The organism is Streptomyces niphimycinicus (assembly GCF_018883605.1).
In the GTDB taxonomy this organism is placed as follows: Bacteria; Actinomycetota; Actinomycetes; order Streptomycetales; family Streptomycetaceae; genus Streptomyces; species Streptomyces niphimycinicus.
Map to the genome: position 1 here is coordinate 1 of NZ_JAHLEM010000041.1, position 24,595 is coordinate 24,595.

Annotated in this window: 19 protein-coding genes; 11 read left to right on the forward strand and 8 right to left on the reverse strand. The window is 73.4% G+C overall.

The features are described from left to right. Positions 1-80 precede the first annotated feature (80 nt). A complete protein-coding gene (locus KN815_RS05310; RefSeq protein WP_216340571.1) occupies positions 81-503 on the reverse strand; it encodes a DUF4186 domain-containing protein in 423 nt (140 codons plus the stop codon). Between the two features lie 157 nt (positions 504-660). After that, a complete protein-coding gene (locus KN815_RS05315) occupies positions 661-1,221 on the reverse strand; it encodes a GNAT family N-acetyltransferase (protein WP_216340572.1) in 561 nt (186 codons plus the stop codon). A gap of 110 nt (positions 1,222-1,331) precedes the next feature. Here KN815_RS05315 and KN815_RS05320 point away from each other — a divergent pair, with 110 nt between their 5' ends. The 4 genes from KN815_RS05320 to lplAB all read left to right on the forward strand — a co-directional run bounded on the left by KN815_RS05320 (position 1,332) and on the right by lplAB (position 4,167). Further along, a complete protein-coding gene (locus KN815_RS05320) occupies positions 1,332-1,895 on the forward strand; it encodes a TetR/AcrR family transcriptional regulator (protein ID WP_216340573.1) in 564 nt (187 codons plus the stop codon). A gap of 76 nt (positions 1,896-1,971) precedes the next feature. Further along, positions 1,972-2,358 carry a tautomerase family protein gene (locus tag KN815_RS05325; protein ID WP_216340574.1) on the forward strand — a complete coding sequence of 129 codons (387 nt, stop codon included), beginning with the start codon at positions 1,972-1,974 and terminating at the stop codon, positions 2,356-2,358. 186 nt (positions 2,359-2,544) lie between these two features. Next, complete coding sequence (locus KN815_RS05330) at positions 2,545-3,021, forward strand: hypothetical protein (protein WP_216340575.1); 477 nt, start codon at positions 2,545-2,547, stop codon at positions 3,019-3,021. A gap of 90 nt (positions 3,022-3,111) precedes the next feature. After that, positions 3,112-4,167, forward strand: coding sequence for a lipoate-protein ligase LplAB (gene lplAB / locus KN815_RS05335; RefSeq protein ID WP_216340576.1), 1,056 nt, complete (start codon positions 3,112-3,114; stop codon positions 4,165-4,167). A gap of 20 nt (positions 4,168-4,187) precedes the next feature. On the opposite strand, the gene KN815_RS05340 is transcribed toward lplAB, so the two are convergent. Continuing rightward, on the reverse strand, positions 4,188-4,625 hold the full coding sequence (locus tag KN815_RS05340) for a TIGR03618 family F420-dependent PPOX class oxidoreductase (protein WP_216340577.1): 438 nt from the start codon (positions 4,623-4,625) through the stop codon (positions 4,188-4,190). 202 nt (positions 4,626-4,827) lie between these two features. On the opposite strand from KN815_RS05340, the gene KN815_RS05345 reads away from it, so the two are divergent. Further along, on the forward strand, positions 4,828-5,802 hold the full coding sequence (locus KN815_RS05345; protein WP_308403635.1) for a sensor histidine kinase: 975 nt from the start codon (positions 4,828-4,830) through the stop codon (positions 5,800-5,802). Here the strand turns inward: KN815_RS05345 and KN815_RS05350 are convergent. Next, complete coding sequence (locus KN815_RS05350) at positions 5,777-8,539, reverse strand: helix-turn-helix transcriptional regulator (RefSeq protein ID WP_253208774.1); 2,763 nt, start codon at positions 8,537-8,539, stop codon at positions 5,777-5,779. The genes KN815_RS05345 and KN815_RS05350 overlap by 26 nt on opposite strands. A gap of 88 nt (positions 8,540-8,627) precedes the next feature. On the opposite strand from KN815_RS05350, the gene KN815_RS05355 reads away from it, so the two are divergent. From KN815_RS05355 to KN815_RS05375, 5 genes are all read left to right on the forward strand, one after another. Further along, positions 8,628-9,524: an MBL fold metallo-hydrolase gene (locus KN815_RS05355; protein WP_216340579.1), complete on the forward strand. Its 897-nt coding sequence runs from the start codon at positions 8,628-8,630 to the stop codon at positions 9,522-9,524. Further along, positions 9,515-10,651 (forward strand): carboxylesterase family protein, encoded by a 1,137-nt coding sequence (locus tag KN815_RS05360; protein WP_216340580.1) that lies wholly within the window; start codon positions 9,515-9,517, stop codon positions 10,649-10,651. The genes KN815_RS05355 and KN815_RS05360 overlap by 10 nt, the downstream gene beginning before the upstream one ends. Before the next feature lie 365 nt (positions 10,652-11,016). After that, complete coding sequence (locus KN815_RS51480; protein WP_216340581.1) at positions 11,017-14,718, forward strand: CHAT domain-containing protein; 3,702 nt, start codon at positions 11,017-11,019, stop codon at positions 14,716-14,718. Next, positions 14,715-15,395, forward strand: coding sequence for a hypothetical protein (locus KN815_RS05370; protein ID WP_216340582.1), 681 nt, complete (start codon positions 14,715-14,717; stop codon positions 15,393-15,395). Before KN815_RS51480 ends, KN815_RS05370 begins: the two co-directional genes overlap by 4 nt. Positions 15,396-15,421: 26 nt before the next feature. Further along, on the forward strand, positions 15,422-16,048 hold the full coding sequence (locus KN815_RS05375; protein WP_253208775.1) for an RES family NAD+ phosphorylase: 627 nt from the start codon (positions 15,422-15,424) through the stop codon (positions 16,046-16,048). 52 nt (positions 16,049-16,100) lie between these two features. Here KN815_RS05375 and KN815_RS05380 read toward each other — a convergent pair whose 3' ends face one another. The 4 genes from KN815_RS05380 to KN815_RS05395 are packed head-to-tail and all read right to left on the reverse strand — an operon-like array spanning position 16,101 to position 23,081. Next, on the reverse strand, positions 16,101-16,649 hold the full coding sequence (locus KN815_RS05380) for an FHA domain-containing protein (RefSeq protein ID WP_216340584.1): 549 nt from the start codon (positions 16,647-16,649) through the stop codon (positions 16,101-16,103). A 32-nt stretch (positions 16,650-16,681) separates the two neighbouring features. Then, positions 16,682-18,757: an AAA family ATPase gene (locus tag KN815_RS05385; protein ID WP_216340585.1), complete on the reverse strand. Its 2,076-nt coding sequence runs from the start codon at positions 18,755-18,757 to the stop codon at positions 16,682-16,684. Then, on the reverse strand, positions 18,754-20,445 hold the full coding sequence (locus tag KN815_RS05390; RefSeq protein WP_216340586.1) for a hypothetical protein: 1,692 nt from the start codon (positions 20,443-20,445) through the stop codon (positions 18,754-18,756). The genes KN815_RS05385 and KN815_RS05390 overlap by 4 nt, the downstream gene beginning before the upstream one ends. Then, the gene (locus KN815_RS05395; protein WP_216340587.1) at positions 20,442-23,081 is read right to left on the reverse strand and encodes a serine/threonine-protein kinase; all 2,640 of its coding nucleotides are present in this window, start codon (positions 23,079-23,081) and stop codon (positions 20,442-20,444) included. Before KN815_RS05395 ends, KN815_RS05390 begins: the two co-directional genes overlap by 4 nt. Positions 23,082-23,304: 223 nt before the next feature. Here KN815_RS05395 and KN815_RS05400 point away from each other — a divergent pair, with 223 nt between their 5' ends. Continuing rightward, positions 23,305-24,480: a macro domain-containing protein gene (locus KN815_RS05400; RefSeq protein WP_253208776.1), complete on the forward strand. Its 1,176-nt coding sequence runs from the start codon at positions 23,305-23,307 to the stop codon at positions 24,478-24,480. The last annotated feature ends 115 nt before the right edge of the window (positions 24,481-24,595 follow it).

Genomic DNA, 24,595 nt, shown 5'->3' on the forward strand with positions numbered 1-24,595 from the left:
GCTCTACGCGCGGCAGCAGAACGACTCCCTCGCACGCGCCGCCCGCGAACTGGGGCTCGACGGCGTCCCGGGCTGATCCCTCACCGTCCGCCCGCCGCCACCTCGCCTTCGATCCAACGGCAGATCACCCCCACCACATACGCCCGCTCCGCGCGGCTCAGCTCCCGTCCCTTGGGGATCCGGTGCCAGCGCTCGAGGCAGGTACGGCAGCAGGTGGCGGTCGCATGCTGGGCGACGAACACGGGGTGGCCGCGGCAGGGCGTCTGCTTGCCGTCCTTGTGCGGCTCGGCGGGGGCCAGCCGCCTGGCGATCAGGTCGTACGCATGCCAGCGCATCGTCGACGGGCCACTCAGCTCGGCCGTGGCCCGATCACGACCGCGCAGATGGAACTTCGCACGGAAGGGGTGGCGCGCGATGGCCGCCAGCCGCTGGTCGAGCGATTCCGGCAGCGGGTCGGGCGAGTCGGGCGTCGGATCGGACGAGTCAGGCATCGGGTCGGGCATCGAGAACTCCTGGAGACGGCAAAGGCCCCCTTAATCGTAAGACGGCCAGGACCCGCAATCCGCTGGTGCGGGAGTGGGAGGACCAGGACGTGCGGTACTCGGGCGAGGTGGTGGACCCCACCGGCGCCGTGGTGCGGTGCGTATGCGAACGTGCGGTTCAGGACGGCTTCCGGTGCGCCCGCCACTCCGGTGCGAGCACCGACCAGATCTCCCTGTTCTGCCACTCGCCGCGGCGCAGATAGCTCTCCCGCAGCACGCCGTCCTTCGTCATCCCCAGCCGCCGGGCCACGGCGATGCTGGCCTCGTTCGCGGCGGCGGCAATCCACTCCACGCGGTGGATGCCCCGCTCCTCGACGGCCCAGTCGATGATCACGCGGCAGGCCCGGGTCACCAGCCCCTTGCCCACCGCCGAGGGCTCCAGCCAGCAACCCGCCTCCGCGGTGCCCTGGTTGATGTCCATCGTCCGGAAGAGGACTCCACCGACCAGCTTGCCGTCCGTCCAGATGCCGTAGATCCGCCCGGTGTCGGAGGCCGCCTTGTCCGCGTATCCCTGGAGGAACGCCCGGGCCGACTCCAGGTCGGAGACGGCGTCCGCCAGCGGGATGTACCGGCCGATGGATTCCCGTCCCCGGTCCATGTGCGTCAGGAACTCCTCGGCCTGCCACGGCTCGAGCGGGCGCAGCTCCGCACCGTCGTCGCCCAGGGATATCGCGTACATCGTCACCTTCCACCGTCCGGTCCAGCCCACCCAGTACGGCGTGATCCTCTCATCGAGAGGGCCGTCCGCGCGCTTCAATTTGTACCTACTAGTATGTATGATCTTGCCTCATGGACACCCGGGAGCGACTCATCGCAAGCACCCGCGAGCTGCTGTGGGAGCGCGGCTACGTGGGCACGAGCCCGAAGGCGATCCAGGAGCGATCCGGAGCGGGCCAGGGCAGCATGTACCACCACTTCCGCGGCAAGCCCGATCTGGCGCTCGCCGCGATCAGCCGCAGCGCCGAGGAGCTGCGGGGCAGGGCGGAGGCCGAGTTCAGCGGCCCCGGCACCACGGTCGAGCGGATCAGCGCCTATCTGCGGCGGGAGCGGGACGCCCTGAAGGGCTGCCCGGTCGGCCGCCTCACCCAGGACCCGGATGTGATGGCCGATCCGGACCTGCGCCGACCGGTCGAGGAGACCTTCGCCTGGCTCACCGACCGGCTGGCCGGGCTGCTGGCGGAGGGCCGGGCGGGCGGCGAGCTGGACACCGGGCTCGACCCGGCGAGCACGGCCACCGCGCTGGTCGCGGTGGTGCAGGGCGGCTATGTGCTGGCCCGCGCCGCCGACTCGGCCAAGGTGTACACCCGGGCCATGGACGGAGCGCTCGGCCTGCTCACCGCCCATGCCCGCTGAGCCCACGCCCGCTGAGCCCGTGACCCCTGAGCCCGCGACCTTCCGCCGACCGACTCACCCGAAAGAGAGCCCCGACATGCCCTTCGTCCGCATCGACGCGCTGCGGGCCGACCCCGACCGGCTCGACGCGCTCGGCCGTGCCGTGCACGACGCCCTGGTGGAAACCATCGGCTTCCCGCCCAACGACCGGTTCCAGGTCCTGACCAGCCATGACGGCACCAGCGGCATGCTGCGCTACGACGACTACCTCGGTGTGCCCCGCGACGACGGCATCGTCTATATCGCGCTCACGATGCGCTCGGGGCGCACACCGGAACAGAAGCAGGCGCTGTACCGGCGGATCGCCGAGTTCGCCCAGGAGTACGCGGGGACCGAGCCGCGAAATGTCTTCATCACCCTGACCGAGAACGAGTCGGCCGACTGGTCGTTCGGCCACGGGGCGGCGCAGTACATCGACGGATGACCACCTCCCCCTGTCTCCACACCGGTGACCGTCGGGGCCGACATGGCGAGAATCCGTTGACTTCTGTCATTCCAGCCCCTGGGTGATCTTCTCGCGACTCCCTAGCGTGGGGCGCGCACCAGCCGCCCCACGCTCGGAAGGAGACGCGGTGCCTGCCACGTTCGAAAGGGAGCCGGACACCACCCGATGACCAAGATCCTGCTCTCCCTGCATGTCCTGGCCGCCATCGTCGCGATCGGCCCCGTCACCGTCGCGGCCAGCATGTTCCCGCCCGCGGCCCGCAACGCCCACGCTGCCGCGGCGACAGCCGCCGGGGGCGAGGCCGACCTGGGCACGGTCCGGCTTCTGCACCGCATCTGCCGCGTCTACGCCAAGCTGGGCCTCGCCGTGCCCGTCTTCGGATTCGCCACGGCCGCCGTGATGGGCGTCCTCAGCAGCGGCTGGCTCACCGCCTCCATCGCGCTGACGGCCGCGGCCGCCGGCGTCCTGGTCGCCTTCGTCCTGCCCCGCCAGGACGAGCTCATCGGCAGCCTCGGCGGAGGCAAGGCCCTGGACCGGGCCGATACCGCCCAACTGGCCATGTTCACAGGCGCGTTCAACCTGCTGTGGGCGACGGTGACCATTCTCATGATCGTCCGGCCGGGCTCGACCACGGGAGCCTGACCCCGCCGGATCACCGGTGCCGACCCGAAGCCGCCCCGGCGCGGGATAATGATCGAGAGCGCCGGGGCGGAAACAGGAGGCGGTGCAGACATGCACGGTGAGTACAAGGTGCCGGGCGGCAAGCTGGTTGTCGTGGATCTCGAAGTCCACGACGGCGTGCTGCGCGAGGTGCGGGTCGCGGGCGACTTCTTCCTGGAACCGGACGAGGCGCTGCACGCCATCGACCGGGCCCTGGAGGGCGCGCCCGCCGACGCGGACGCACAGGCGCTCGCCGCCCGCATCGAGGCGGGACTGCCCGCCGACACCGTGCTGTTCGGCTTCTCCGCGGAGGCCGTGGGCATCGCGGTACGGCGGGCGGTGGCCCGTGCCACCGACTGGACGGACTACGACTGGCAGCTCATCCATGAGGGGCCACAGGATCCGGCGCTGCATATGGCCCTGGACGAGGTGCTGACCGACGAGGTGGCCGCCGGGCGGCGGCCACCGACGCTGCGGGTGTGGGAATGGGACCGCCCGGCCGTCATCATCGGCAGCTTCCAGTCCCTGCGCAACGAGGTCGACCCGGCGGGCGCCGAGCGGCACGGGGTGACGGTCGTCCGGCGGATCAGCGGCGGCGGGGCGATGTTCGTCGAACCGGGCAACACCATCACGTACTCGCTGTACGTCCCCCAGTCACTCGTCTCCGGCCTGTCCTTCGCCGACAGCTACGCCTATCTGGACGACTGGGTGCTGGGCGCGCTGGGCGAGATGGGCGTCAAGGCGTGGTACCAGCCGCTGAACGACATCGCGACGGAGGCCGGGAAGGTCGGCGGGGCCGCGCAGAAGCGGATCGCGGCACACGGCGGTGCGGTGCTGCACCACGTGACCATGTCGTACGACATCGACGCCGCCAAGATGGTGGAGGTGCTGCGCATCGGGCGGGAGAAGCTGTCCGGCAAGGGCATCGCGAGCGCCGACAAGCGGGTGGACCCGCTGCGCCGCCAGACCGGGCTGCCGCGCCCGGCCGTCATCGAGCGCATGGTGGCCTCGTTCCGCGGGCGGTGCGGGCTCACGGACGGCAAGGTGACGGACGAGGAGTCGGCGGCGGCGCGGCTGCTGGCGGCCGGGAAGTTCGGCTCAGCGGAGTGGACATCGCGGGTGCCGTGACCGGGGCCGCCCCTCGGGGGTCAGTTGCTGTAGACGCGCTCGGGGTGGACGAAGACCGCGGCGCGGCGCTGCTCGGCCATCACCCGGTCGTAGGCGCCCCAGTCGTCGTGCGCGCCGCCCGCGGCGGTGAAGATCTCGCGCAGCAGCAGCCGCAGACGCTCCTGGTCGACCCCGGGGAGCGGGTCGTCGGGCCCCGCGATCTCGGTGCGGCCCTCGACGGCGGCCCAGTTCCATCCGGCGCGGAAGACCAGGGTGGCCCGCGGTCGTGCCCGCAGATGGGCGAGTTTGGCGCGGCCGTAGGTGACGAAGGCGACCACCTGCTCACCGGAGACCGGATGGCCGATGATCCCGGCGTTGACCACTGATGCCTGGACCGAGCTGTCGGCGCGCGTCGTGGTCACGACCGCCAAATGGTGGTCGGCCGTGGCGATGCGGTCCACTTCCTGAAGATCCGTCATCGGGTGCCTTTCTCGGCGGACCGGTCCGTCCACCATGGCTTCCTCGGCACGCTACCGCACCCTGATGCGTCCATGCCGGTGAATCCCGGACCGTGCGGGCGGGCGCCGACTCGCCGCCGGGGCGGGGGTGTAGCGGGCTCCACCGCCGATGGGGCGGCTCGCTCTCCCGCGTGCGTCCGGCCGGTCTTCTAGCCTCGTCGGCATGGGGAGAACGATGCGGCACGCGGTGCGGGCCATGGCCCTGCTGGTGTGCACGCTCGCCTTGGCGTTCGGCTCGTATCTGCGCCGTCGGCGGCCCGGCCCGACGGACACGGACGCGCATACGGATGCGGCCACGGACACGGCGCGGCTCACCGAGCGGGTGGCGGAGCTGGCGGAAACCCGGGCGGGCGCCATCGCCGCGCACGGTGCCGAACTACGCCGTATCGAAGGTGAGTTGCACGACGGCACCCAGGCGCGGCTGGTCTCCCTGTCTCTGCGGATCGGCCTCGCGAAGCGGGCCTACGACCGGGATCCGACGGCGGCGCGCAGGATGCTGGACGACGCGCAGGATCTGGCCGAAGAGGCATTGACCGAGCTGCGCCAGGTGGTGCGTGGCATGCATCCGCCGGTCCTCACCGACCGTGGCCTGGCCGGGGCGGTACGGGCGCTCGCCGCGAACAGCGGGCTCGATGTCACCGTGCGGATGGACGGCCTGGAGGACGGGATACGGGCCCCGGCGGCGGTCGAGACGGCCGCGTACTTCGTCGTGGCGGAGGCGCTGGCGAACGTGGCCAGGCACAGTGGCGCCGACCGGGCCGAGGTCCGGCTGACCCGGACACCGAGCGGGTTGGGTGTGTCGGTGCGCGACGAGGGACGCGGTGGGGCCGAGGCCGTCACGGGCGCACCGGGCGCCGACGAGACGGGCGGCTCCGGAGGTGGCTCCCCCGGGCTCGGCTCCGGAGATGACTCCGGAGGCGACTCCCGACATGACTCCGGACATGGCTCCGGACATGACTCCCGACGTGGCTCCGGACTGCTCGGGATACGCCGCCGCGTCGCCGCGCTCGATGGAGCGGTGACGGTGACGAGCCCGCGGGGCGGGCCGACGGTCGTCGCGGTGGAGCTGCCCTGCCGGTGGCGGTCGCCGGGAGCCCGTGCGGCCACCGCCACTACGACGGGCTGGACGCCTCGATGAGATCGCGCAACTGGGAGCGGGCGGTGACGCCGAGTTTGGGGAAGCTGCGATAGAGGTGCGAGCCGACGGTGCGGGGGGAGAGAAAGAGCCGTTCGCCGATCTCACGGTTGCTCAGGCCCTGCGCCGCCAGGCGGATGATGTGCTGCTGCTGCGGGGACAGGGAGGTGAGGGCGTCGGGGCTGGTGGGGGCGGATTCGATCCCGGCGGCACGCAGTTCGGTCTGGGTGCGGTCGATCCAGGGGCGGGCGCCGAGGCGGCGGAAGGTCTCCAGCGCGGTGTTCAACTGGTGGCGGGCCTCGGTGATGCGGTGGCGGCGGCGCAGCCATTCGGCGTGGTCCAGCAGAAGCTGTGCGCGTTCGAAGGGCCATTGGCCGCCCTCGGGTTCGGCGAGGGCCGCGGCGAAGTGCGGCTCGGCATGTGCCGGGTCGAGCAGCGCACGGGCGCGGTGGATCAGGATGCGGATCCGGGGCGAGGGGTCCTCGGCGAGCCGGTCGGCGGTGCGCTCCACGATGGCGGCGGCCTCGGTGCCGTGGCCGGTGCGGACGGCCGCGGCGGCCAGTTCGGCGACTCCGGGGAAGGAGCACGCGTAGTGGACGGGGTCGCCGTCGGCCGTGAACAGCAGGCGGAACTGTTCGTACGCGCCGACGTGGTCCCCGTCGGCCACCGCGGCCATGCCCATCGCCCACCTGGCCCGGACGGCGACGGCGCGGCTGCGGTGCGGGTCGACGAGGGCCAGCGCGGCGGAGCCCGCGGTGCGGGCCTCGTCGGTCCGGCCGGTCAGCGCCAGGGCCGCGGCTTCGAGCGACCGTGCGGCGGCGTCGAGGTGTGGCAGCCCGGCGCCCGCGGAGTTGCTGTTCACGGCGGCGGTACGGGCCTGCGCCCACAGCCCGTGGTCCAGATACGCCCACCCGGCCGAGCAGCCGAGCCCGATGGGCAGGGTGCCGCCGAGCCGCCAGCGGTGGAGTGCGTCGTCGAAGATCCGTACCGCGAGTGCGGTCTCGTCGAGCAGCCAGGCCATGGCGCCGAGCGAGATCAGCCGGGCGGGGTCGCCGTCCGCCCGCTCGACCAGCGCCGGGATCGCCGCCACCCGCTCGGACCGGTGTGCGGTGGGATCGGTCACCGCGAGCGTCCAGGGGTCGTCCTGTGCCCGGGCCCGTACGGCGAGGCGGTATTCCTCGTCGCCCGAGTAGAAGCCCGCCACCGAGGCGGAGGCGAGCGCGACCCGGCGCAGCCCGGGATCCTCCGCCGCCCGCAGCAGCAGGGACAACGCGGTGTCGTGCTCCGTGCTCAGCGTGAGCACCTGGCCCACCCGCAGCGATGCCTCGGCCGACAGCGCCGGGTCGTCGGTGAGCTCCACGGCCCGCGCGGCGAGCCCGCGCACCCAGTGCGGCTGTCCGGTGGACACCGCCACACCCGCCGCGGCCACCAGACGGCGGGCCCGGTCGCGGCGCCCGGGGCTCAGCTCGGCGGCACGTTCCAGCGCGGTGGTGGCGGCGGTATATCCGCCACGCCCCCGGGCCCTGGCCGCCGACTCCTCCAGGGCGGCGGCGATCTCCTCGTCCGGCCCCTCCGCGGCGGCGGCCAGATGCCAGGCGCGGCGGTCGGGTTCGGCGCCGAGCAGCGCGGCGAGGTCGCGATGGGCCCGACGGCGGGCGGCCAGCGGTGCGCAGTGGTAGATCGCGGACCTGATCAGCGGATGCCGGAAGCGGGCGCGCCAGCCGTCGTGCCCGCCACCGGTGAGCCGCAGCAGTCCGGCGGCCTCGGCCGGGGCCAGCGCCTCGACCCGGCCCGCCACCGCCCGGTCGTCCGCCGCGACCAGGAGCAGCGCCTGCCGGGTGGCCTCGGGCAGGGCGTCGAGGTCGGCGGCGAAGACCCGCATCAGGCGGTCGGTGGGCGGCAGCAGCTCCGCTTCGGCGGAGTCGGCCGAGTCCGCGCCGCGGGCGCCGTTCGCCCGGGCCAGTTCGACCAGCGCCAGCGGATTCCCGGCGGCCTGGTCGAGGATGCGCAGCCGGCCGCGGCCGGTCGGCGGATGCGGCTGCCGGTCCAGCAGGAGGCCCGCGGCGGTCGCGTCCAGTGGGCCCAGTGTGCGCAGGGGAAAGCCGGAGAACGGTGCCGTGGCCCCGCCCCGGGTGCCCTCGCCCGCCGTGTCCCTGGCCGCGGCCAGCACGGCGAGGGGTTCGTCGCCGATGCGCCGGGCGGCGAAGGCGAGCAGCTCCAGCGAGCCGGCGTCGATCCACTGCACATCGTCGGCGACCACCAGGACGGGCGATCGCCGGGCGAGGTCCGAGAGCAGATTGAGCAGCGCGACGCCGAGCAGCAGCCGGTCGGGCGGGCCACCGTGTCCGCTGTCGACACCGCCGGACTCGGCCTGCCGGAGGCCGGTGTCGTGGGGCTCGGCGTCCCCGAGGCCGGTGCCGTGGGGCTCGGGCTCCGCGAGGCCCGAGTCGCGGGGCTCGGCGTCCCCCAGGCCGATGGCGCCGAGCAGGGCCGACCGCTGCCGGGCCGACAGCCCGGCGGTCTCGTCCAGCACCGGCCGCAGCAACTGGTGCAGCCCCGCGAACGTCAGGTTCGCCTCGCTCTCGCTGCCCGTCATCCGCAGCACCCGGCCCGGGTGGCGATCCGCCGCGAGGCCGAGCAGGGTGCTCTTGCCCGCACCCGGTTCACCCGTAAGGATCAGCACACCGCTGGTCAGACCGAGTACGGCCGCGCTCTCGCTCTCCCGCCCGACCATGGTCATCCCTCGACTCTAGCCCGTGGTGCGGTTAGCCCGTGGTGCAGTCATATGACGGATACCGCCGGCGCCCGCCGAGGCGCAGGCTGGAGTCATGGACACCATCACGCTTGGAAACGTCGAGATCACCCGCGTGGTAGAGGTGGCTCCGAGGGGTCTGCCGCGCGACTTCATCTTTCCCGACGTGGCCATGGAGCACTGGCGCGCGCACGAGGGCTGGCTGGCGCCCGAATTCCTGGATCCGGCCGCCGACGAGGTACGTACGATGATCCAGACCTGGCTGCTCCGCAGCGAGGGCCGGACGATCCTGATCGATACGGGTATCGGCAACGACCGGGAGCGGCCGGATGTGCCGCACTTCCACCATCTGCACACGGAATACCTCGGGAATCTGGCCGCGGCCGGGGTCCGCCCGGCCGATGTGGACCTGGTGATCTGCACCCATGTGCATGGGGACCACGTCGGATGGAACACCTCGTGGACGGAGGGTGAGTGGCGGCCGACCTTCCCCAACGCGGAGTATGTGCTCACCCGGACCGACTTCGACTACTGGAACCCGGAGAACGGGCACCGTACCCGCTCCGGCCCCCGGATGGCGAACGTGTTCGAGGACAGCGTCGCCCCCGTCCACCAGGCAGGGCAGACCGTGCTGTGGGAGGGCGACCACGACGACATCGACGCCCAACTGCGCCTCGAACCCGCCCCCGGCCACACCCCCGGCTCCTGTGTGGTGCGGCTGCGGTCCGGTACGGATCGGGCGATCTTCGCGGGCGATCTGCTGCACAGCCCGCTACAGATCGTGGAGCCGGACGCCTGCCCCTGCTTCGACGAGGACGAGCCCGGGGCGCGGGTCGCCCGGCGCCGGGTGCTGGGAGAGGCCGCGGACCAGGGCGCGCTGCTCTTCCCCGCGCATCTCCCGGGCGCAAGCGCGGCCGAGGTGCGGCGGGACGGCGAGCGGTTCGCGGTGAAGGAGTGGGCGGCATGGCGGTGAGCGTGTTCCGGAACATCCCGTACGCCGCCGCGCCGACCGGCGCCGCGCGGTTCGCCGCGCCGGCCCCCGTACCCGGTGCACCCGGCGCCGACGGGCCGGGGCCGACGGCTCCGGTGCCCGAGCGGCGGTTCGCGCTGGACCTGAGCCCGGTGCTGGGGCAGGGCTGGGTGCGTGGCGAGGACTATCTGACGGTCAACGTCTGGACCCCCCGGGCCGATGGCAACGCCCCGGTGATGGTCTTCGTGCACGGCGGTGGCTTCCTCTCCGGCACCGGCCAGGCGCCGCTGTACGACGGGACGTCCTTCGCCCGCGACGGCGTGGTCCTGGTCACCCTCAACTACCGCCTGGGCGCGCCGGGTTGGCTCGATCTGCCGGGCGCGCCGCGCAACCGGGGTCTGCTGGACGTGCTCGCGGCGCTGCGGTGGGTGCGCGAGCACATCGCGGACTACGGCGGGGACCCGGACCGGGTGACGGTGTTCGGGCAGTCGGCGGGAGGGATGATCATCAGCGCGCTGCTGGTGACACCCGAGGCCGCCGGGCTGTTCCGGAGTGCGATCAGCCAGAGCGGTGGGCTGCACACCCTGACCGGCGCGGAGGCGGCGAAGACGACCGGGGCCCTGGCCGACCGGCTGGGCGTTCCGGCCACGGCCGATGCGTTCGCCGCCATCCCCGACGAGCGCCTGGTGTCCGCGCTCGCCGGCCTGCCCGGGGTGGGTCCGAGGCTCTCGCCGCTCGGTGTGGTGCTCGATGAGTCCGACGAGGTGGCTCCGCCGCATCCGGTGGATCTGCTGGTGGGCACGAACACCCAGGAGTCGCTGCTCTATCAGCGGCCGGAACACAGCGCGGGCATCGACGCCATGTTCCGCGACGCCCGTGAGCGGCTGGTGTCCCGCTACGACAAGGTGTTCAGCTACGACTTCGACTGGCGGGGCGGGCCGTTCGGCGCGTGCCACACCGCTGAGCTCCCGTTCGTGTTCGACAACACCGCTCTGCCCGCGCTCCGTACGGCGAAGGGACTGCTCGGACCGGACATCCCGCCGTCGCTGGCCACCGAGATGCACGGCGCGTGGGTGCGCTTCGCTACCACCGGGGATCCGGGCTGGTCGGGGACGCGCCGGTTCCACTAGGGCCCACGGGGCGTGGTGAGCCGGCCATGGCGGCGGATCGGTGTCCGCGCCGCGGGTGAGTCACGGCCACCTCGTCGCGCCCTGGACCGGCCGACCGGCCACGGGTTCACCAACCGCCGTATTCCTGACCGCTGTGGGGCGGCGCCGGGCGACTCGCCGGGGCCGAGGATGTCGCATCATTCACCCCATGTCCGTTTTCGCCTTGGCCGCGGGGCGGGAGTTCCCCGCGCGACCCCGAACACGCGTATCCGACTGGGCGATTCGCGGACGTCTTCCGGGCGGTTTCCGGGAAGAGCGATCAAAGGGCTCCTGTGCTCGCGCGGACGGGCGGATGATGAGTGGGGCATGACGAAGGGGGACGTTTCATGCACAGCAGGGATCTCGTGGCATTACGCGACCGAGCCGAACGAGCCGCGGCGGACGCGCTGGCGTGGATCGTCCCGCCCCCGCCCCCGCCGGGCGGCCCGGCGGCCAAGGGCTCGTCCGACGGCCCGGCGGCCAAGGACCGGTCCGACGGCGATCAGTCGCCCGCCGACGCCGACCCCGCGTCGCTCGACCGCTTCATCGCCGAACTGGATGAGCTGGAGGCCGCGTTGGCGGCGGCCGTGCCGGACGGGGACGCGCTGCTGTGCACCCTGCGCGCCCGGCTCGGCGGCCTGTACGCCGAGCGCTACCGGCGCAACCCCACGGACGACGACCGGAGTCGGGGCCTGCGAGTACTGAGAGCGGCGCGCGCCCCTGGGGCTCTCGACCCACCGAACGAGCGGGCCTGCGCCCTCCACCTGGTCCTGTTGCTGCTGACACCCGCCATGATGACCGGATGGGACGGCACGCTGTCCCGCCTCCTCGAATCCTTCGATGTGGGCCGCCGGGTGATGGTGGGCGAGCCCGAACTCACCGCCGATCTGACCGAGCTGCGCGGGCTGCTGACCGATCTGGTGCCGACCCTGCCCGAGGGCATGGCCGAACCCCTGTCGTGGGCGGCCAAGGCCCTGGAGCGGGTGCCCGCCGCCGCGCGCTCCGGGGACTACGAGCAGATGGCCGACCTGGCCGCGCAGTTGGCGGAGCGGATGCCGGACCGCAACTCCGCGCTGATGCGGGCCCTGAGCGGGCTGGTCACCGAGTTCACCACGGCCGGGGCGGGCCGAGGCGATGAGACGGATCTGCTGGAGGAGTTCACCGCGGAGGAGACCGCCCTCACCTTCGCCCAGGCCGCTCTCATGCTGGAGCTCGAAGTGCCCGGCACCGTCCGGACCGAGGATCTGGAGGCCCTGGTCGATGAGGTGAGCAAGGGACCGGCCGGTGAAGAGGCGGAGACCGCGATGCGCGCCGCGATGAGCCGCATGGCGCACGGCATGCGCACGGGTGACGCCGACCGGCTGGCCGAGGCGGCCAAGTTGATCGGCACAGCCGCCGGTACGGGATCCGGACGGGTGGACTGGATGGCCGGGGTCATCTCGCCCGGACTGCTCACCGCGGCCACCATTCTGGGCGGCAACCTCACCGACCGCGACCAGGCGCGGGCCCGCCTCGACGCGCTCTTCGGCCCCGCCTCCGCGGTGTTCGACTCCGCCCACGCGACCGGGCCCGGCGCGGAGGGGCTACGGCTGTCTGCCCGGAGCATGCACCTCCAACTGCGCCTCAACGAAGCACTGGACGAGCGGGACGCCGAAACGCTGGAGGAGCTGCTGGACGAGCTGCTCGACCTGTTGGAGGAGGTCGGCGAGAGCAGCGAATGGCAGTTCCTGGTGCTCTTCCTGCTCGGCCAGGCCCAGTTGAGCCTGGCCACGCTGGACGGCGGGATCCCCGCACTGCGGGCCGGCGTGGCCTACTTCGAGGAGGCGGCGAACCACCCTAGGCTCCCGGCCTTCGCACAGCCCTTCATGGACGCGCAATGCGCGCCCCTGCTGGCCCTCTTCTCCATGGTCGAACCGGATCCCGTACGGGTCTCCGAGGCCGTGACCCGGGCCCGCCGGGCCCTGGACGGCCCCGCCTCGACCCCCGACCAGCGGGCATGGATCCGGCAAGGCATCGGGATGGCGCTGCTCACCATCCACCGGCCGGGCGGCGACCACTGCGACCTGGAAGAGGCGGTCGGGGAGCTGGAACAGGCCAGGCGGGAACTGACCGAGCGCACCAGCCCGGCCATCCGGCAGAAGCTGCTGTGGGAGCTGGCCAAGGCGTACCGGCTGCGCGACGACCGCGAGCGCGATGACACAGGAGCGGCCGTCGCCACCGCCCATGCCTCGCTGTGGGTGCTGGCCGAGGACGTGCTGCTGCAACTGGGCGCCGAGCACGGCCTGGAGGTGGCCAGGGCCGGGGCCAGCCGTGGGCTGCTCGCCGCTCACTGGGCCGCCGTGGACGGCCGGATCGAGAAGGCCGTGGCGTCGCTGGAGAACGGACGTGGCCTGGTGCTGCGGGCCGCTGCCGCGGCCGCCGGGGTCCCCGAACAACTGGCCGCCCGGGGCGAGGCGGAGCTGGCCGAGCAGTGGCGGACCGCCGTACGGGACCTCCCGCCCCGGACCGCGCCGACCGGCGACGGAGTCGCGCCAAGCATCGGCGGCGGAGTCGCGCCCGGCGTCGGTGGCGGTACCCCGGACGAGGTCCGCAGCGCGCTCGCGCGGGTCATGTCGGCCGGGGCCGCCCCCGGTGTCGAGATCCCCAGCAGGCTGCGCCGCCGCGCGCTGGACGTACTGCGGCGGGACAGCGGCGAGGCGCCGCTGCGCGGGCTGCTCGGCGCCCCCGGCATCGGGGAGTTGCGGGAGGGGCTGCGCGCCACCGGCACCGACGCCCTGGTGTATCTGGTGCCCGGGCAGGACACCGCCGACGGCGTGGCCGTCCTGGTGCGGAGTGCCGGTGAGCCGACGGCGCTGGCGCTGCCGGGGCTCGGCGCGTCCGGCCGGGAGCCGCTGGAGCGCTATCTGGACGCGGGCGCCCGGCGGTCCGCCGTGTCCGGGGACGGCATGGACGCGTACGCCGAGGCGCATCGGCGCTGGGAGGCGGCGTTGGAGGGGCTGTGCGACTGGGCGGGCCCGGCCGTTCTCGCCCCGGTACTGGACGCGCTGGACGCCCGGGCGCAGGACGGGTCCCAGCAATACACCACGCCGGTCCGGCTGGTCCTCGTGCCGTGCGGCAACCTCGGCGCCGTTCCCTGGCACGCCGCCCGCCTCCCCGGGCCACGGGCCGGTGCGCGGCGTCTGTACAGCTACGCCTGCGAAGACGCGGTCGTCTCGTACGCCGCGTCCGGCGGTGAGTTCCTGCGGGCCGCCCGGCGCGGCCGGGTGCCCGCGAGCGAGCGCGCGGTGCTGGTGGCCGACCCGAGCGGGGATCTGACGTGGGCGCAGGACGAGGTGTCGGCCCTTCGCACGGCGTACTACGGCACGGCCCTGCTCTACGGCTGGCACGAGGACGCGCCCGAGAACGCGCTGGGCACCCCCGAGGATGTGCTCTCCCACCTCCCCGGAGGCCCGGCCGAGCCCGCCGCCTCGCTGCTGCATCTGGTGGTGCACGGCCTGGCCGGGCTGCGGCCCACCGACTCGGCCCTCCATCTGGCCGGTCCGGACCCCGAAGACGCCCCGCGGCCCGAAGACGCCCCGGACCCCGCGGAGACCCCGGACCCGGGCAGGCTGACAGTGACGCGCATTCTCGACGTGCCCGCCGGGGAACGGGCCGCCACCGGGCCGCTGATCGTGCTCAGCGCCTGCGAGACGGACCTCAGCAGCCGCGACCACGACGAGGCGCTGACCCCGACCACCGCACTGCTGGCGCGTGGCGCCACGGATGTGGTCGGCTCGCGGTGGAAGGTCTCGGACAGCGCCTCCGCCGCGCTGATGGTGGTCTTCCACCACCATCTGACCGTCGCCGGGCTGGCCCCGCCGGACGCCCTGCGCGCCGCCCAACTGTGGATGCTCGACCACGACCGCCATCCCGTCCCCGGGCTGACCGGCCTTCTGCTGGCCGAGACACAGAGCGATACGGGGGGCCTGGCGCGGATCGTCTCCTGGGCCGGATTCATCCACCAGGGCAATCCCGCTCCCCACACATCCGCGGAAGGACGACAGCCATGACCACCGACGATCTCCTGGAGCTGCTGCGCCGGCATCTGCCGGAGATCCGCGCCTCGCTGACCGCCGCGCAGTTCAGCCGATTCCAGGACAGCGTGCTGCGGCTGCGGGCCGCCGGAGACGACGCCAGGGCCGTGCGCGCCGCGCTGCGGGAGGTGCGGCTGGCGCTGCGGCCCCTCCCCCGCGAGAACGAACTGCGCAGAAAGCTGGACCAGTTCCGGGGCGCCGCTCCCGCCGCGGTCCTGCCGGACGCCGACCGGCTGGCCGAGCTGATCCGGCTGCTGGAGTCCGTGGACTGGCCGACGCTGGACCCCGCGAGCGCCGAGATCGCCCGGGCCGTACGGGACCGGCTGCTGACCGCGCCCGCGCGCGGACCGGAGCGGCTCACCGGCGCCGCCGCCGAGAATCCCGCCGGGGCCGGGCTCATCCGCCTCTCCGACCCGGAGCGCGGCGACCGCTACCCGGACTTCCAGTTCGACCCGGACACCGGTGAGCCACGGCCGGTGGTGCAGCGGATCAACAGAATGCTGCTGTCCGACCAGGACCCCTGGGGCGCCGCGGACTGGTGGCTCGGCGGCAACACCTGGCTGCGCGACGCGCCGGCCGCCCTGGTGGGGCAGGTGCCGGACGCGCGGCTGACCGAGGCCGCCGCCGCGCTGTTGGGAGACGGCGGATGGTGAGGCAGGCGCCCCCCGAGGGCGCGCGCATGAGCCCGAACCTGTGCACCCTGAGCGCGGGCACCGAGCTGTGGAGGTGCCATGAAACCGCCTACGCCTGTACCGAGTTCAACCCGAAGCCCGCGCACTCCTTCTTCGGTGGCAACCGTTTCGACGCCACCGCCGAGGACCGGTATCCCTATCTGTACGCGGCCGTGGAACCGGCCACCACGCTCGCCGAAGTGATGCTGCGGGACATGGAGTTCACCGGGCCGGAGGCGCGGCGTCAGGTGCCGTGGGCGCTGGCGGCCACCCGCTCGCTGTCCAAGGTGCGGGTGACCGAGGATCTGGTCCTGGTGCGGCTGGTCCGGGAGGAGGATCTGGCCGCGGTGTTCCAGACCTCCTGGCTGCTGGAGACCGACGAGTACGCGCAGACCCGCGCCTGGGCGCGGGAGATCCGGCGCCAGGTGCCGGACGCCCAGGGGCTGGTGTGGCAGTCGCGGCGGCACCGCCCGCACCCCGCCATGGTGCTGTTCGGCGACCGCTGCGGGGAGGAGCCGCTGAAGGCGGTGCCCGGCCAGGCCCACAACCTGGGCACGTTCGAGGGGGCGGGCGAGGCCAACCGGCTGCTGGCGCCGCTGCGGGCGGTCGTCATTCCGCCCGGTGCGCGGGCATGAGCACGCGGGGCGGCCCGGGGGTCGCCGCCCCGCGACACCGCCCGGCACCGGCTCAGCCGGTGCCGGGCCCCGGTCCGTACAGCCCTACGGCGAAGCTGACCCGCTGGCCGAGCCGGAGCTGGTCGCCGTCGCGGACGGGGGTGCGCACGCCGGGCGCGATCCGGGCGCCGTTGAGATACGTGCCATTGCGGGTGCCCGCCTCGGGCTCCTCGACCCAGGCGCTTCCGTCCGGCTCCACGGTGAGCGAGGCATGACGCCGGGAGATCTTGTTCCAGCCCGCGAACGCGGCGGCAGTGCGCGGCGCCCAGTCCGGGTGGCGGCCGATGTGCAGCGAAGGGCCCGGGCCGTGCCGGAGCTCCAGACAGGGCTCGGCGCAGACCAGCAGCACATGGGTGCGCGTACGGTCGCAGGACGGGCAGCGGGCGTCCCGGGGGGCCACCGGCGCACGGCAGTTCCAGCAGGGGGCGGACACCTCGACATCGGCCGGGCCCGGCGCGGGCCGGGGTGCGGGCTCTGCCGTCGGGTCCGGCTCCGGCGCCTGGCCCGGCTTCCGCGCTGTCTCCGCTTCCTCCGGTGCTTCCAGTTCCTCGCCGTCCGGCACGCGAACCCACCCCGGGGGACTGGGCCTCTCGCTCATCGGCCGCCCCCGGGACCGGGATCCGTGTCCCCGGTGTGCACCACCCGCAGGTCCAGGGCCACCGTTCCGTCCCCGGCGGGCCGCACACCGGTGACGGTGACCGCCGTGCCGGCCAGCCGCTCCTGGTCGAACAGCGCCCGTGCCAGCGGGTTGATCAGATGTGTCTCCAGCAGCATGCCGATCCCCCGGCCGCCGTTGTCGACATCCGCCGTGCAGTAGGCGGACAGCGCCCGATGCGCCTCATCCGAGAGGCGCAGATGCACCCCCTGCTCCTCCCGCAGCACTCGCTGGATGTTGCCCACCTGCGAGTCGAAGATCTCGGCGGCCACCTTGGCGTCGATGTAGTCGAAGACCACCACATTGCCGCCGAGCCGGTTCATCAGCTCCGGGCGGCCGATCTCCTCGACGAAGTGTTCCTTCACATTGGCCAGGATGATCTCCTCGAGCTGGTGGTACGGCATCCCGGGCTCGGCCACCCGCCCCTCGGGTGCGCGTCCACCCTCGCCGGGCCGTTTCCTGACCCCGAGGTTGGAGGTGAAGATCAGCACGCATTCGCTGAAGTACGTGGTGACGCCCTGCCCGTCGGTGAGCCGGCCGTCCTCGAGCACCTGGAGGAACTTGTCGAGCACACCCTTGTCGGCCTTGTCGATCTCGTCGAACAGCACCACCCGGAACGGGTCGTTGCGCACCGCCGTGGTCAGCTCGCCACCCGCCTCGTAGCCCACATATCCCGGTGGTGCGCCGAGCAGCCGGTCCACCGAATGCGGTGCGGAGAACTCGCTCATATCGAAGCGCAGACAGGCGTCCTCGGTGCCGAACAGCAGCTTGGCCACCGACTTGGCCAGCTCGGTCTTGCCGGTGCCGGTCGGCCCGGCGAAGAACAGCACACCGCGCGGCCGGCTGCCGGGGTGGGACGCCTGGGCGCCGGACAGGCTGAGCGCGGCACGCTTGAGGATGTCGAGGGTCTTGCCGACCGCCTTCTCCTGGCCCTTCACCCGCGCCCGCAGGTCCGCCTCGCCCTTCTTGATCTGCTTGCGGATGTAGTCCGCCTGCCACGGGTTGTCCTTGACGCCGAGCTGGTAGACGCGGACCGCGTCCCGCATCTCGGCGAACGACAGCCCGCGGTCGAGCGCCATACGGGCGCTCTCCCGCATCGCGCGCAGGGTCAGCCCGGCGGTGGCCCGGGCGAAGGTGTCGACATCGTGCTCGTCCAGCGGCTGTCGCTTGTCGAGCCGGACCGGCCCGCCGTCCTCTTCGCCCTCGGACGCGGATGCGGACGCGGCGGTGTGCTCCTCGGCCAGCAGCTCGGCCATGCGCCGTCTGCTGCCCAGGTCGGGCAGCGGGATGCCGATGGTACGGACCCGTTCGCTGCCCGCGACCAGCCAGGTGGGCAGATCGCGCTCCCCGTCGGCGAGCCAGATCACGGGGTTGAACAGCAGTCGTCCGCTTCCCGGGGAGGAGATCGGCCGCGCGTCCTCGGCCAGCTTCAGGCAGTTGAGGAAGAAGTCCCGCTCCGGATCGCTGAGCCGGGTGACATCGGTGGGGATCCGGGCGGCGTAGTCGATCAACAACGCCACCCGGTAGGGCTGTTGGCGCGGTGCCGGGTCCGTGCGGGGCCGGCCGTCCGGTGTCTTCTGCTGCCGCCCCCGCTGCTTCCAGCCGGTGACGATGTCGCGCAGCGTCCGCTCCGCGTCGGCCAGGTGGACGGGGGTGTCGGCGCGCCGGGCGCGCCCGGGCCCGGCGGCGTCCCGCCCGTGCAGCAGCTCGCGGACCTCCTGGGCCGCCGGGCCCACGACCACGGTGAAGCCGTCCGCGATGTCGAAGCGGATCAGCGCCTCGTACCCCTCCTGCCACAGGGCGTTCCACAGGACCTCGGTGAGGGTGTGGTGGTCGTCGTAGGTCGTCTCGGGGCCGCCCTCGTCGGGGTCCTTGTCGTGGCGGACGAGGTGGATGTCCCGGATGCTGCCGTGCAGAACGTACTGGGACTGGACGCTGAGCGTGCCGACCAGCTCCTCGGCGAAGGCCGGGAGCCTGCGGTCGTCGCGGCCCGGGGACGTCACCGGCTCGGTCATGACTGCCTCTCCTGGTCACGGCGGCGGGCCTTGGGTCCGGGGCGGTTGTCGACGGGCCGGGCCGCCGTGCACCAGTCGGGCCGCGCGGGTGGCTTGCCGAAGTCGAACGGCACGCTGAGCCCGGCCCGTTCGGCCAGCTCGCGCAGGTTCCCCAGATGCTCGGGGGCCTCGCGGCACCGCTGCCAGTCGAGGTCCAGATCGTCGTCGGTCTCCTCGGCGGGATCGCGCTCGCGGTGCATGGTGGCGACCCGGGCGGTCCCCCCGGGGTCCACGCTGACGCGGAGCCAGTGCTCCTCCCCCCAGCCCGGCGGGGTCCAGTCGATGATCTGCACCGCTCCGGAGGTGGTGCATCCGGCCGTCTCGGGCCCCGACCGCCGGACCGCCGCACGGATCACCTCCGTGGCGTACATCCGCTGATACGCGTCGACCCGCTCGCCGACGCGGGCCGCGACGCGGACGCGCTCGGCCTCCGTCAATGTCCCGCCCTGGTACAGAAAGCGCTCCAGGACGGCGATCTCCGCCCCGGCGTCGGGCAGCGGAACGGGGGTGCCGAAGTGACCGCCACCGGGTGTGCCGGGGTGGTCGTCGCGGAGGAAGGCGAGCTGCTGGGCGGCCCACTCCTCGGTCTCCTGCCGCCGCTCGGCGTCGCGCGTCATCCGCTCGGCGAACCCGGCGGCCTCCCGCAGATGCCGCTTGGCCGCGGCGGGCCGCCGGGCGGCGACCTCCGCGGCGACGGTGACCCGCTCCTCCACCAGCCGGTAGTCGGCCACCGACACGTTCCGCGGCAGCATGGCCAGCAGGTCCGCGCCCAGCCTCAGCACCTCCTCCTCGGTCGGGGCCGCGGTGGCGGCGGGCGGCGGCTGCGGCAGCGAACCGCACGCCTCGGTTTCGGTGGCGGCCTCCTCGTATGCCTCCAGCGCCTGGCGGCGGCGGGCGCGCAGGGTGGCGTGCCAGCCGGTGTCCTCGGGATGTGCCCCGGCCACCGGGCGGGCGGCCGCCTCCATGGTGGCCCGTGCGTAGGCGGCCTCCGCGTGGCGCAACCGGCGGTCGGTGTCGGCCAGTTGTCGCCATGCCTCGTCCAGATTCCTGCCCGTCAGGGCCAGCGGCGGCGGCAGGTCGGGCGGTTCCGGTGGCCCGTCGGGGCCGGCCCGCCGTATCCGCGCGCGCAGTGTGTCGATACGGGCGTTGGCCCGGACGGCGGCGAATGCGGCGTCCCGCCAGCACGCGGCGGCCTGCCGGGCGTTCAACTGCTGGCGGCGCAGCTCGGCCTGGTCCTCGGCGGCGCGGATGGCGGCGGCCGCGAGCACCTGCGCCCCGGCCATGGTGGCGCGGCCGACGAGCAGCGCCCCGCTGAGCGAGCCGAGGCCGATCAGGGCGGGCACCATCAGGTCGTGCACCTGGTCCATGGCGGCGTTCAGCGCATGGCCGGTGGTCTGGTGCACGGCGTCGGCGAGGTGCTGTCCGGCCTGAGGGCCGACGTGCTGCGACAGCCCGGTGCCCTGGACCGCGTGGTGCGGCACTCCGGTGTTCGGGATGGTGTTGGTGACGGGGTCGGGAACCGTGTGCTGGATGGTGTTGGTGACGGGGTCAGGGACCGTGTGCTGGATGGTCTCAACGGTCGGCGGCGGGGGGAAGTACACATCCGGCATCACATCGCCGATGCTGGCAAGCGCCTGTCCTGAACTCATATGAGCCTCCCTGGCGTCGGCGGGGCGGCCGCCCTCGGGGGGCCGGGGCGGTGCCGTTCGTCCCGGCCGCGCAACTCCGCCACATAGCGGCGCCAGCACCGCAGCCGGTGCCAGGTCCACCAGATGAGGACGGCCACGGTGGCCAGCGGCCACACCCAGGGGGCGTAGGCCACGGTGGCCCACAACAGGGCGATGACCGGGAGGATCAGCAGGCCCTGGACGGGGAAGCGGGAGCCGGGGCGGCGGATGAACCGGGCCACGGGCAGCGCACGGTCGATCAAGAGCCCGGCCAGGGACCGGTCCGGGTGGTAGCCGGGGCTGCCGATGCGGTACGCCGTCCACAGCTCCAGGGCCAGGACGGCGGCGGCCGCCGGGACGGCCAGCATCCACGCCGTCACCACCGCGCGCTGGGCGGGCCATCCCACCAGATCGCCCAGGCCGATCACGAAGATCCACGGGAAGACGAAGGCGACGGCTCCGCCGAGGGCCCAGCCGAGGGTGGGCAGCATGTCCTGTCTGCGCACCCACAGCGTGGCCACGTCCAGGTCGCGCTCCTGGCGGAGGAGGGCGCGCTCGCCGTCGAGCCGCCCCTGGGTCTCCGAGGACTCCTGCTCGGCGAATCCGGCCAGCCACTCGGCCAGTTGCAGCCGCACCAGATCGTCGGGGTCGCGCAGCAGCCGCCCGTACCAGGCCACCGGCTGCGGCAGCGCGGCCTGGATGCCGGCGGTCCGCTCCTGGAGCCTGCGCCGGTGCGCGGCGGGGGCGGCGGCGAGCGACAGGAGGGCGGCGAGCCGGGAGCGGTCGAGCCGGGTGGCGGCGCGCACCTCGGCGCGGTGGTCGCGCAGCCGGGGCGACTCGTGGAGCACCTCGTCGACGGTGTGCTGCCAGCGGGAGCGGGCCGTCAGCCAGCGCTGCTGCACCTCGGCGAGCCCATCGCCGCCGGGCCGTGAGTCCAGCAGCGGCAGGATGGTGTGGTCCCGCAGATCCGCCACGACGGAGAGGGCGAACTCATCGCCGCGCCCGGCCTCCCGCAGCAGCTCCCCCAGCCCCGCGTGGTCCAGCGGCACCCCGCGGTAGGACGCGTCGAGGGTGGGGCCGAGCCAGGAGATCAGCCGCACCATGGTGACCGGCTTCGGCTCACGGGGCGGAGTCGCGGGGGGCTGCGGCTCCAGAAGGTCCAGCAGCGCCGCCAGTTCACCCGCGTCGCGGTCCGGGGCGCCCTCGAACTGCCTTAGCCAGCCAGTGAATTCGGTGCGGCCGCGCCGCCGGGAGAGGAGCTGCCGGGCGGGCCGCCAGTTCTCGCTGAACGCCCTGGCGAGCTGCTTCGGCCTGGTGTAGCGCTCATCGAGGAAGGCGAACGGCTCGATGTCCGGGGCGTCTTCCGGGTCCGAGGCGCCGGGGGCCGTACCCGCCTCCCAGGGGGCGATCGGCGGCGAGCCGCCCACCAGCCACTGCGCCACCTCGTCGGTTCCCCAGCGGTGGTCGGGGTCGCGGGTGAGCAGCCCCATGCACAGCAGCCGCAGCCGGTGGTCGGTGACCAGGGACAGATCGGGGGCGCGGGAGCTGATCTCCTCGCGGACGAAGTCGTTGTCGGTGAACCGGACGGGGTGGCGTCCACCGGCCATCTCGGCGACGATCATGCCGAGCGACCACCAGTCGGCGGGCGGGTGGATCAACTGGTGGCGCAGCGACGCCTGCGGGGACATATAGAGGGCGGTGCCGACCCAGCGCTCGTCGCGGGTGTAGCGCTCGGCGGGTTCGTGGGCGGAGACGGCGAAGTCGACGAGGACGAGGTCCGGGGCGGCCGGGTCGAGGCTGCCGAGCACGATGTTGGCCGGGCTGATGTCCCGGTGGACGATGTTCAGTTCATGCAGGGTGGTGAGGGCCTCGTGCAACTGCCGTACGACGCTGTGGATGAGCACGGGGTCGGCCGGACCGGGGTTGTCCCTCAGATATCCGGCCAGGTCGGTCTCGCCGTAGGAGGGCGCCAGATCGTACGGATGGCCGTCGGCCCCGGTGTCGCCGGTCTCGGTGAAGTGGGTGAGGTGCCGGCGCGGCCGGTCCCTCAGCAGCTCCCACACCCGGCGGTCCGGGGCGTGGCCGAGGTGGTACCACTTGAGGATATGGCTGCCGCGCTCGTCCTCGACGCGGTAGACGGCCGCCTGGTGCGGATGGTCGGGGCGGCGCAGCACGGCCCTGAGGCGGAACCGGCCGCGCAGCGAGACCGGCAGCGCTCCGGTGTCCCCGCGCAGATCGCGACCCCCGTGCGCGACCTGCGCGGGCGCCGCCGAGGGGAACTCGTCCTCGGTGGGCCCGGCCATCGTGGCGGCTGCCGACCGGAGCGGCTCCTCGTGCTCGGTGAGCCCGGCCGCCGAGGCGTCGACCGATGCGGGCGGCTCCTCGTGTTCCGTGAGCCCGGCCGCCGTGGTCGCCGCAGATGGAGGTGGCTCCTCGTATTCGGTGGGTGGCGGCCCGGCGTCGTGCGCGCGCTGCTCTTCGGGCTCCTCTTGGTCCCGGTGGTATCCGTGGTCCCCGTGGGCCGCGTATTGCTCGTCGTCCCGGTAAGCCCCAAAAGCCCCGTAGTCCTCGTCGTCCTCGGATTCCGTGGGGGGCGGTTGCTCGTGCGGATGGGTCACAAAGGTCACCTCGTGAACGGGTGGGCGGTCTCGGATTCAATGGCGGCGACAGCGGCGGCGGTTGACCGCCGGGCGTGGATCAAGAAAGCGGAACCTTGGAAATCGGAAATCTGTTCCAGCACGGCGTGAATTACCGGCGGTACAAAGCCCGGCACGGCACGGCATGGCACAGCCATCGAGAGAACGATTTCCTCTTTCCCGGCCGGTCGCTAGCCTGGTGACCATGAGTCAGGAGCCATTTGCGTCAAATTCGCCCACATACGATCAACTCCTGGAAGAACTGAAAGGCATACGCAGACCCGGACTGCCGGATCTGCGCAGGACCGATCGGCCGGCGCTGCGCGCCGCGGCCGTGGCGGGCGGCTTCTGCGACGGCTCCGACGACGCCCCGGCCGGTATCGAGGCGCTGCTCAGGGAGGCGGTACGGCGGCTCGGCGAGCGGGATCTGCTCGGCCAGGCCGCGGCCCACACCTTCGGACTGCTCCCCGACCGCCGGGGCGCACCCGCCCATGACCGCCGTAAGATGGCCGCCGCCGTGTACGGAGTCACCCCCGAGCGGTTCCGCAAGCAGCAGGAACCGCAGGTCGTCCAGCAGCTCGCCGAGGCCGTGCTGACCATCCTGCGGGAGCCGCCGCCCTTCCCCGGGAAACCGGGCTCGGCGGGGCAGACCCCCGGCCCGGGCGCCGGGGCACAGACCTCCGGCGGACCGGGCGCGACCGGGCAGAGCACCATCGCGCGAAACGGCCGGACCGGCCGGACCGGCCAGGAGCCTCCGCTGCGGGTCGACAGCGTGCCGGTGGACGCGCGGAGCACCTTCACCCTGCATATCTCGCCCATCGAACTGCTGCGGGACATCGAGGTGCTGGTCTCCTCGGAGAACGTCTACCTGGAGATGTCCAAGACCTTCCGCCCCACCGTGTCCGGCGCGCTGCGCCTGGCCGCCGCCGTACGCGACCCCGCCGGGGAGATCGTCGACGATGTGCTGGCCCGTGAACTGGCCGGGTGGCTGCGCGCCCACGGCCGCCCGGGGCTGCCGATCCGGCCGGGCACGGTGGTGCCGACCGCGCCGGGAACGCTCGCCGCGCGCGGCGTCCGGCGGATCTACCACGCCGCGGTCGCCACCCCGCGCGACGATACGTACGAGGTCCGCCCCGAGAGCATCGCCCGCGCGGTCAGCGCGTGCTTCGCGCTCGCCCGGGCGGAGCGCGACCGGTATCAGCCCGCCCTGTCCTCCATCTGCTTTCCGCTGCTCGGCGCGGGCCGGGGCGGTCTGGCACCGGCGGTCAGCGCGACCTGGCTGCGCTGGGCCATCCGCGACGAACTCGCCCGGGACTCCCGCTGGCGGGTGCACCTGGTGGTCCGCAGCCGGGAGATAGCCGAGGCCGTCGGGGCGCTGTGACCACCGCCGCCCGAACCCATCCGCGCGCTGTGACCACCGCCGCCCGAGGCCGTCGGCCCTCGGTGACCACCGCCGCCCGAGGCCGCGGGCCGTCTGTGACCACGCCCGCCGGGGC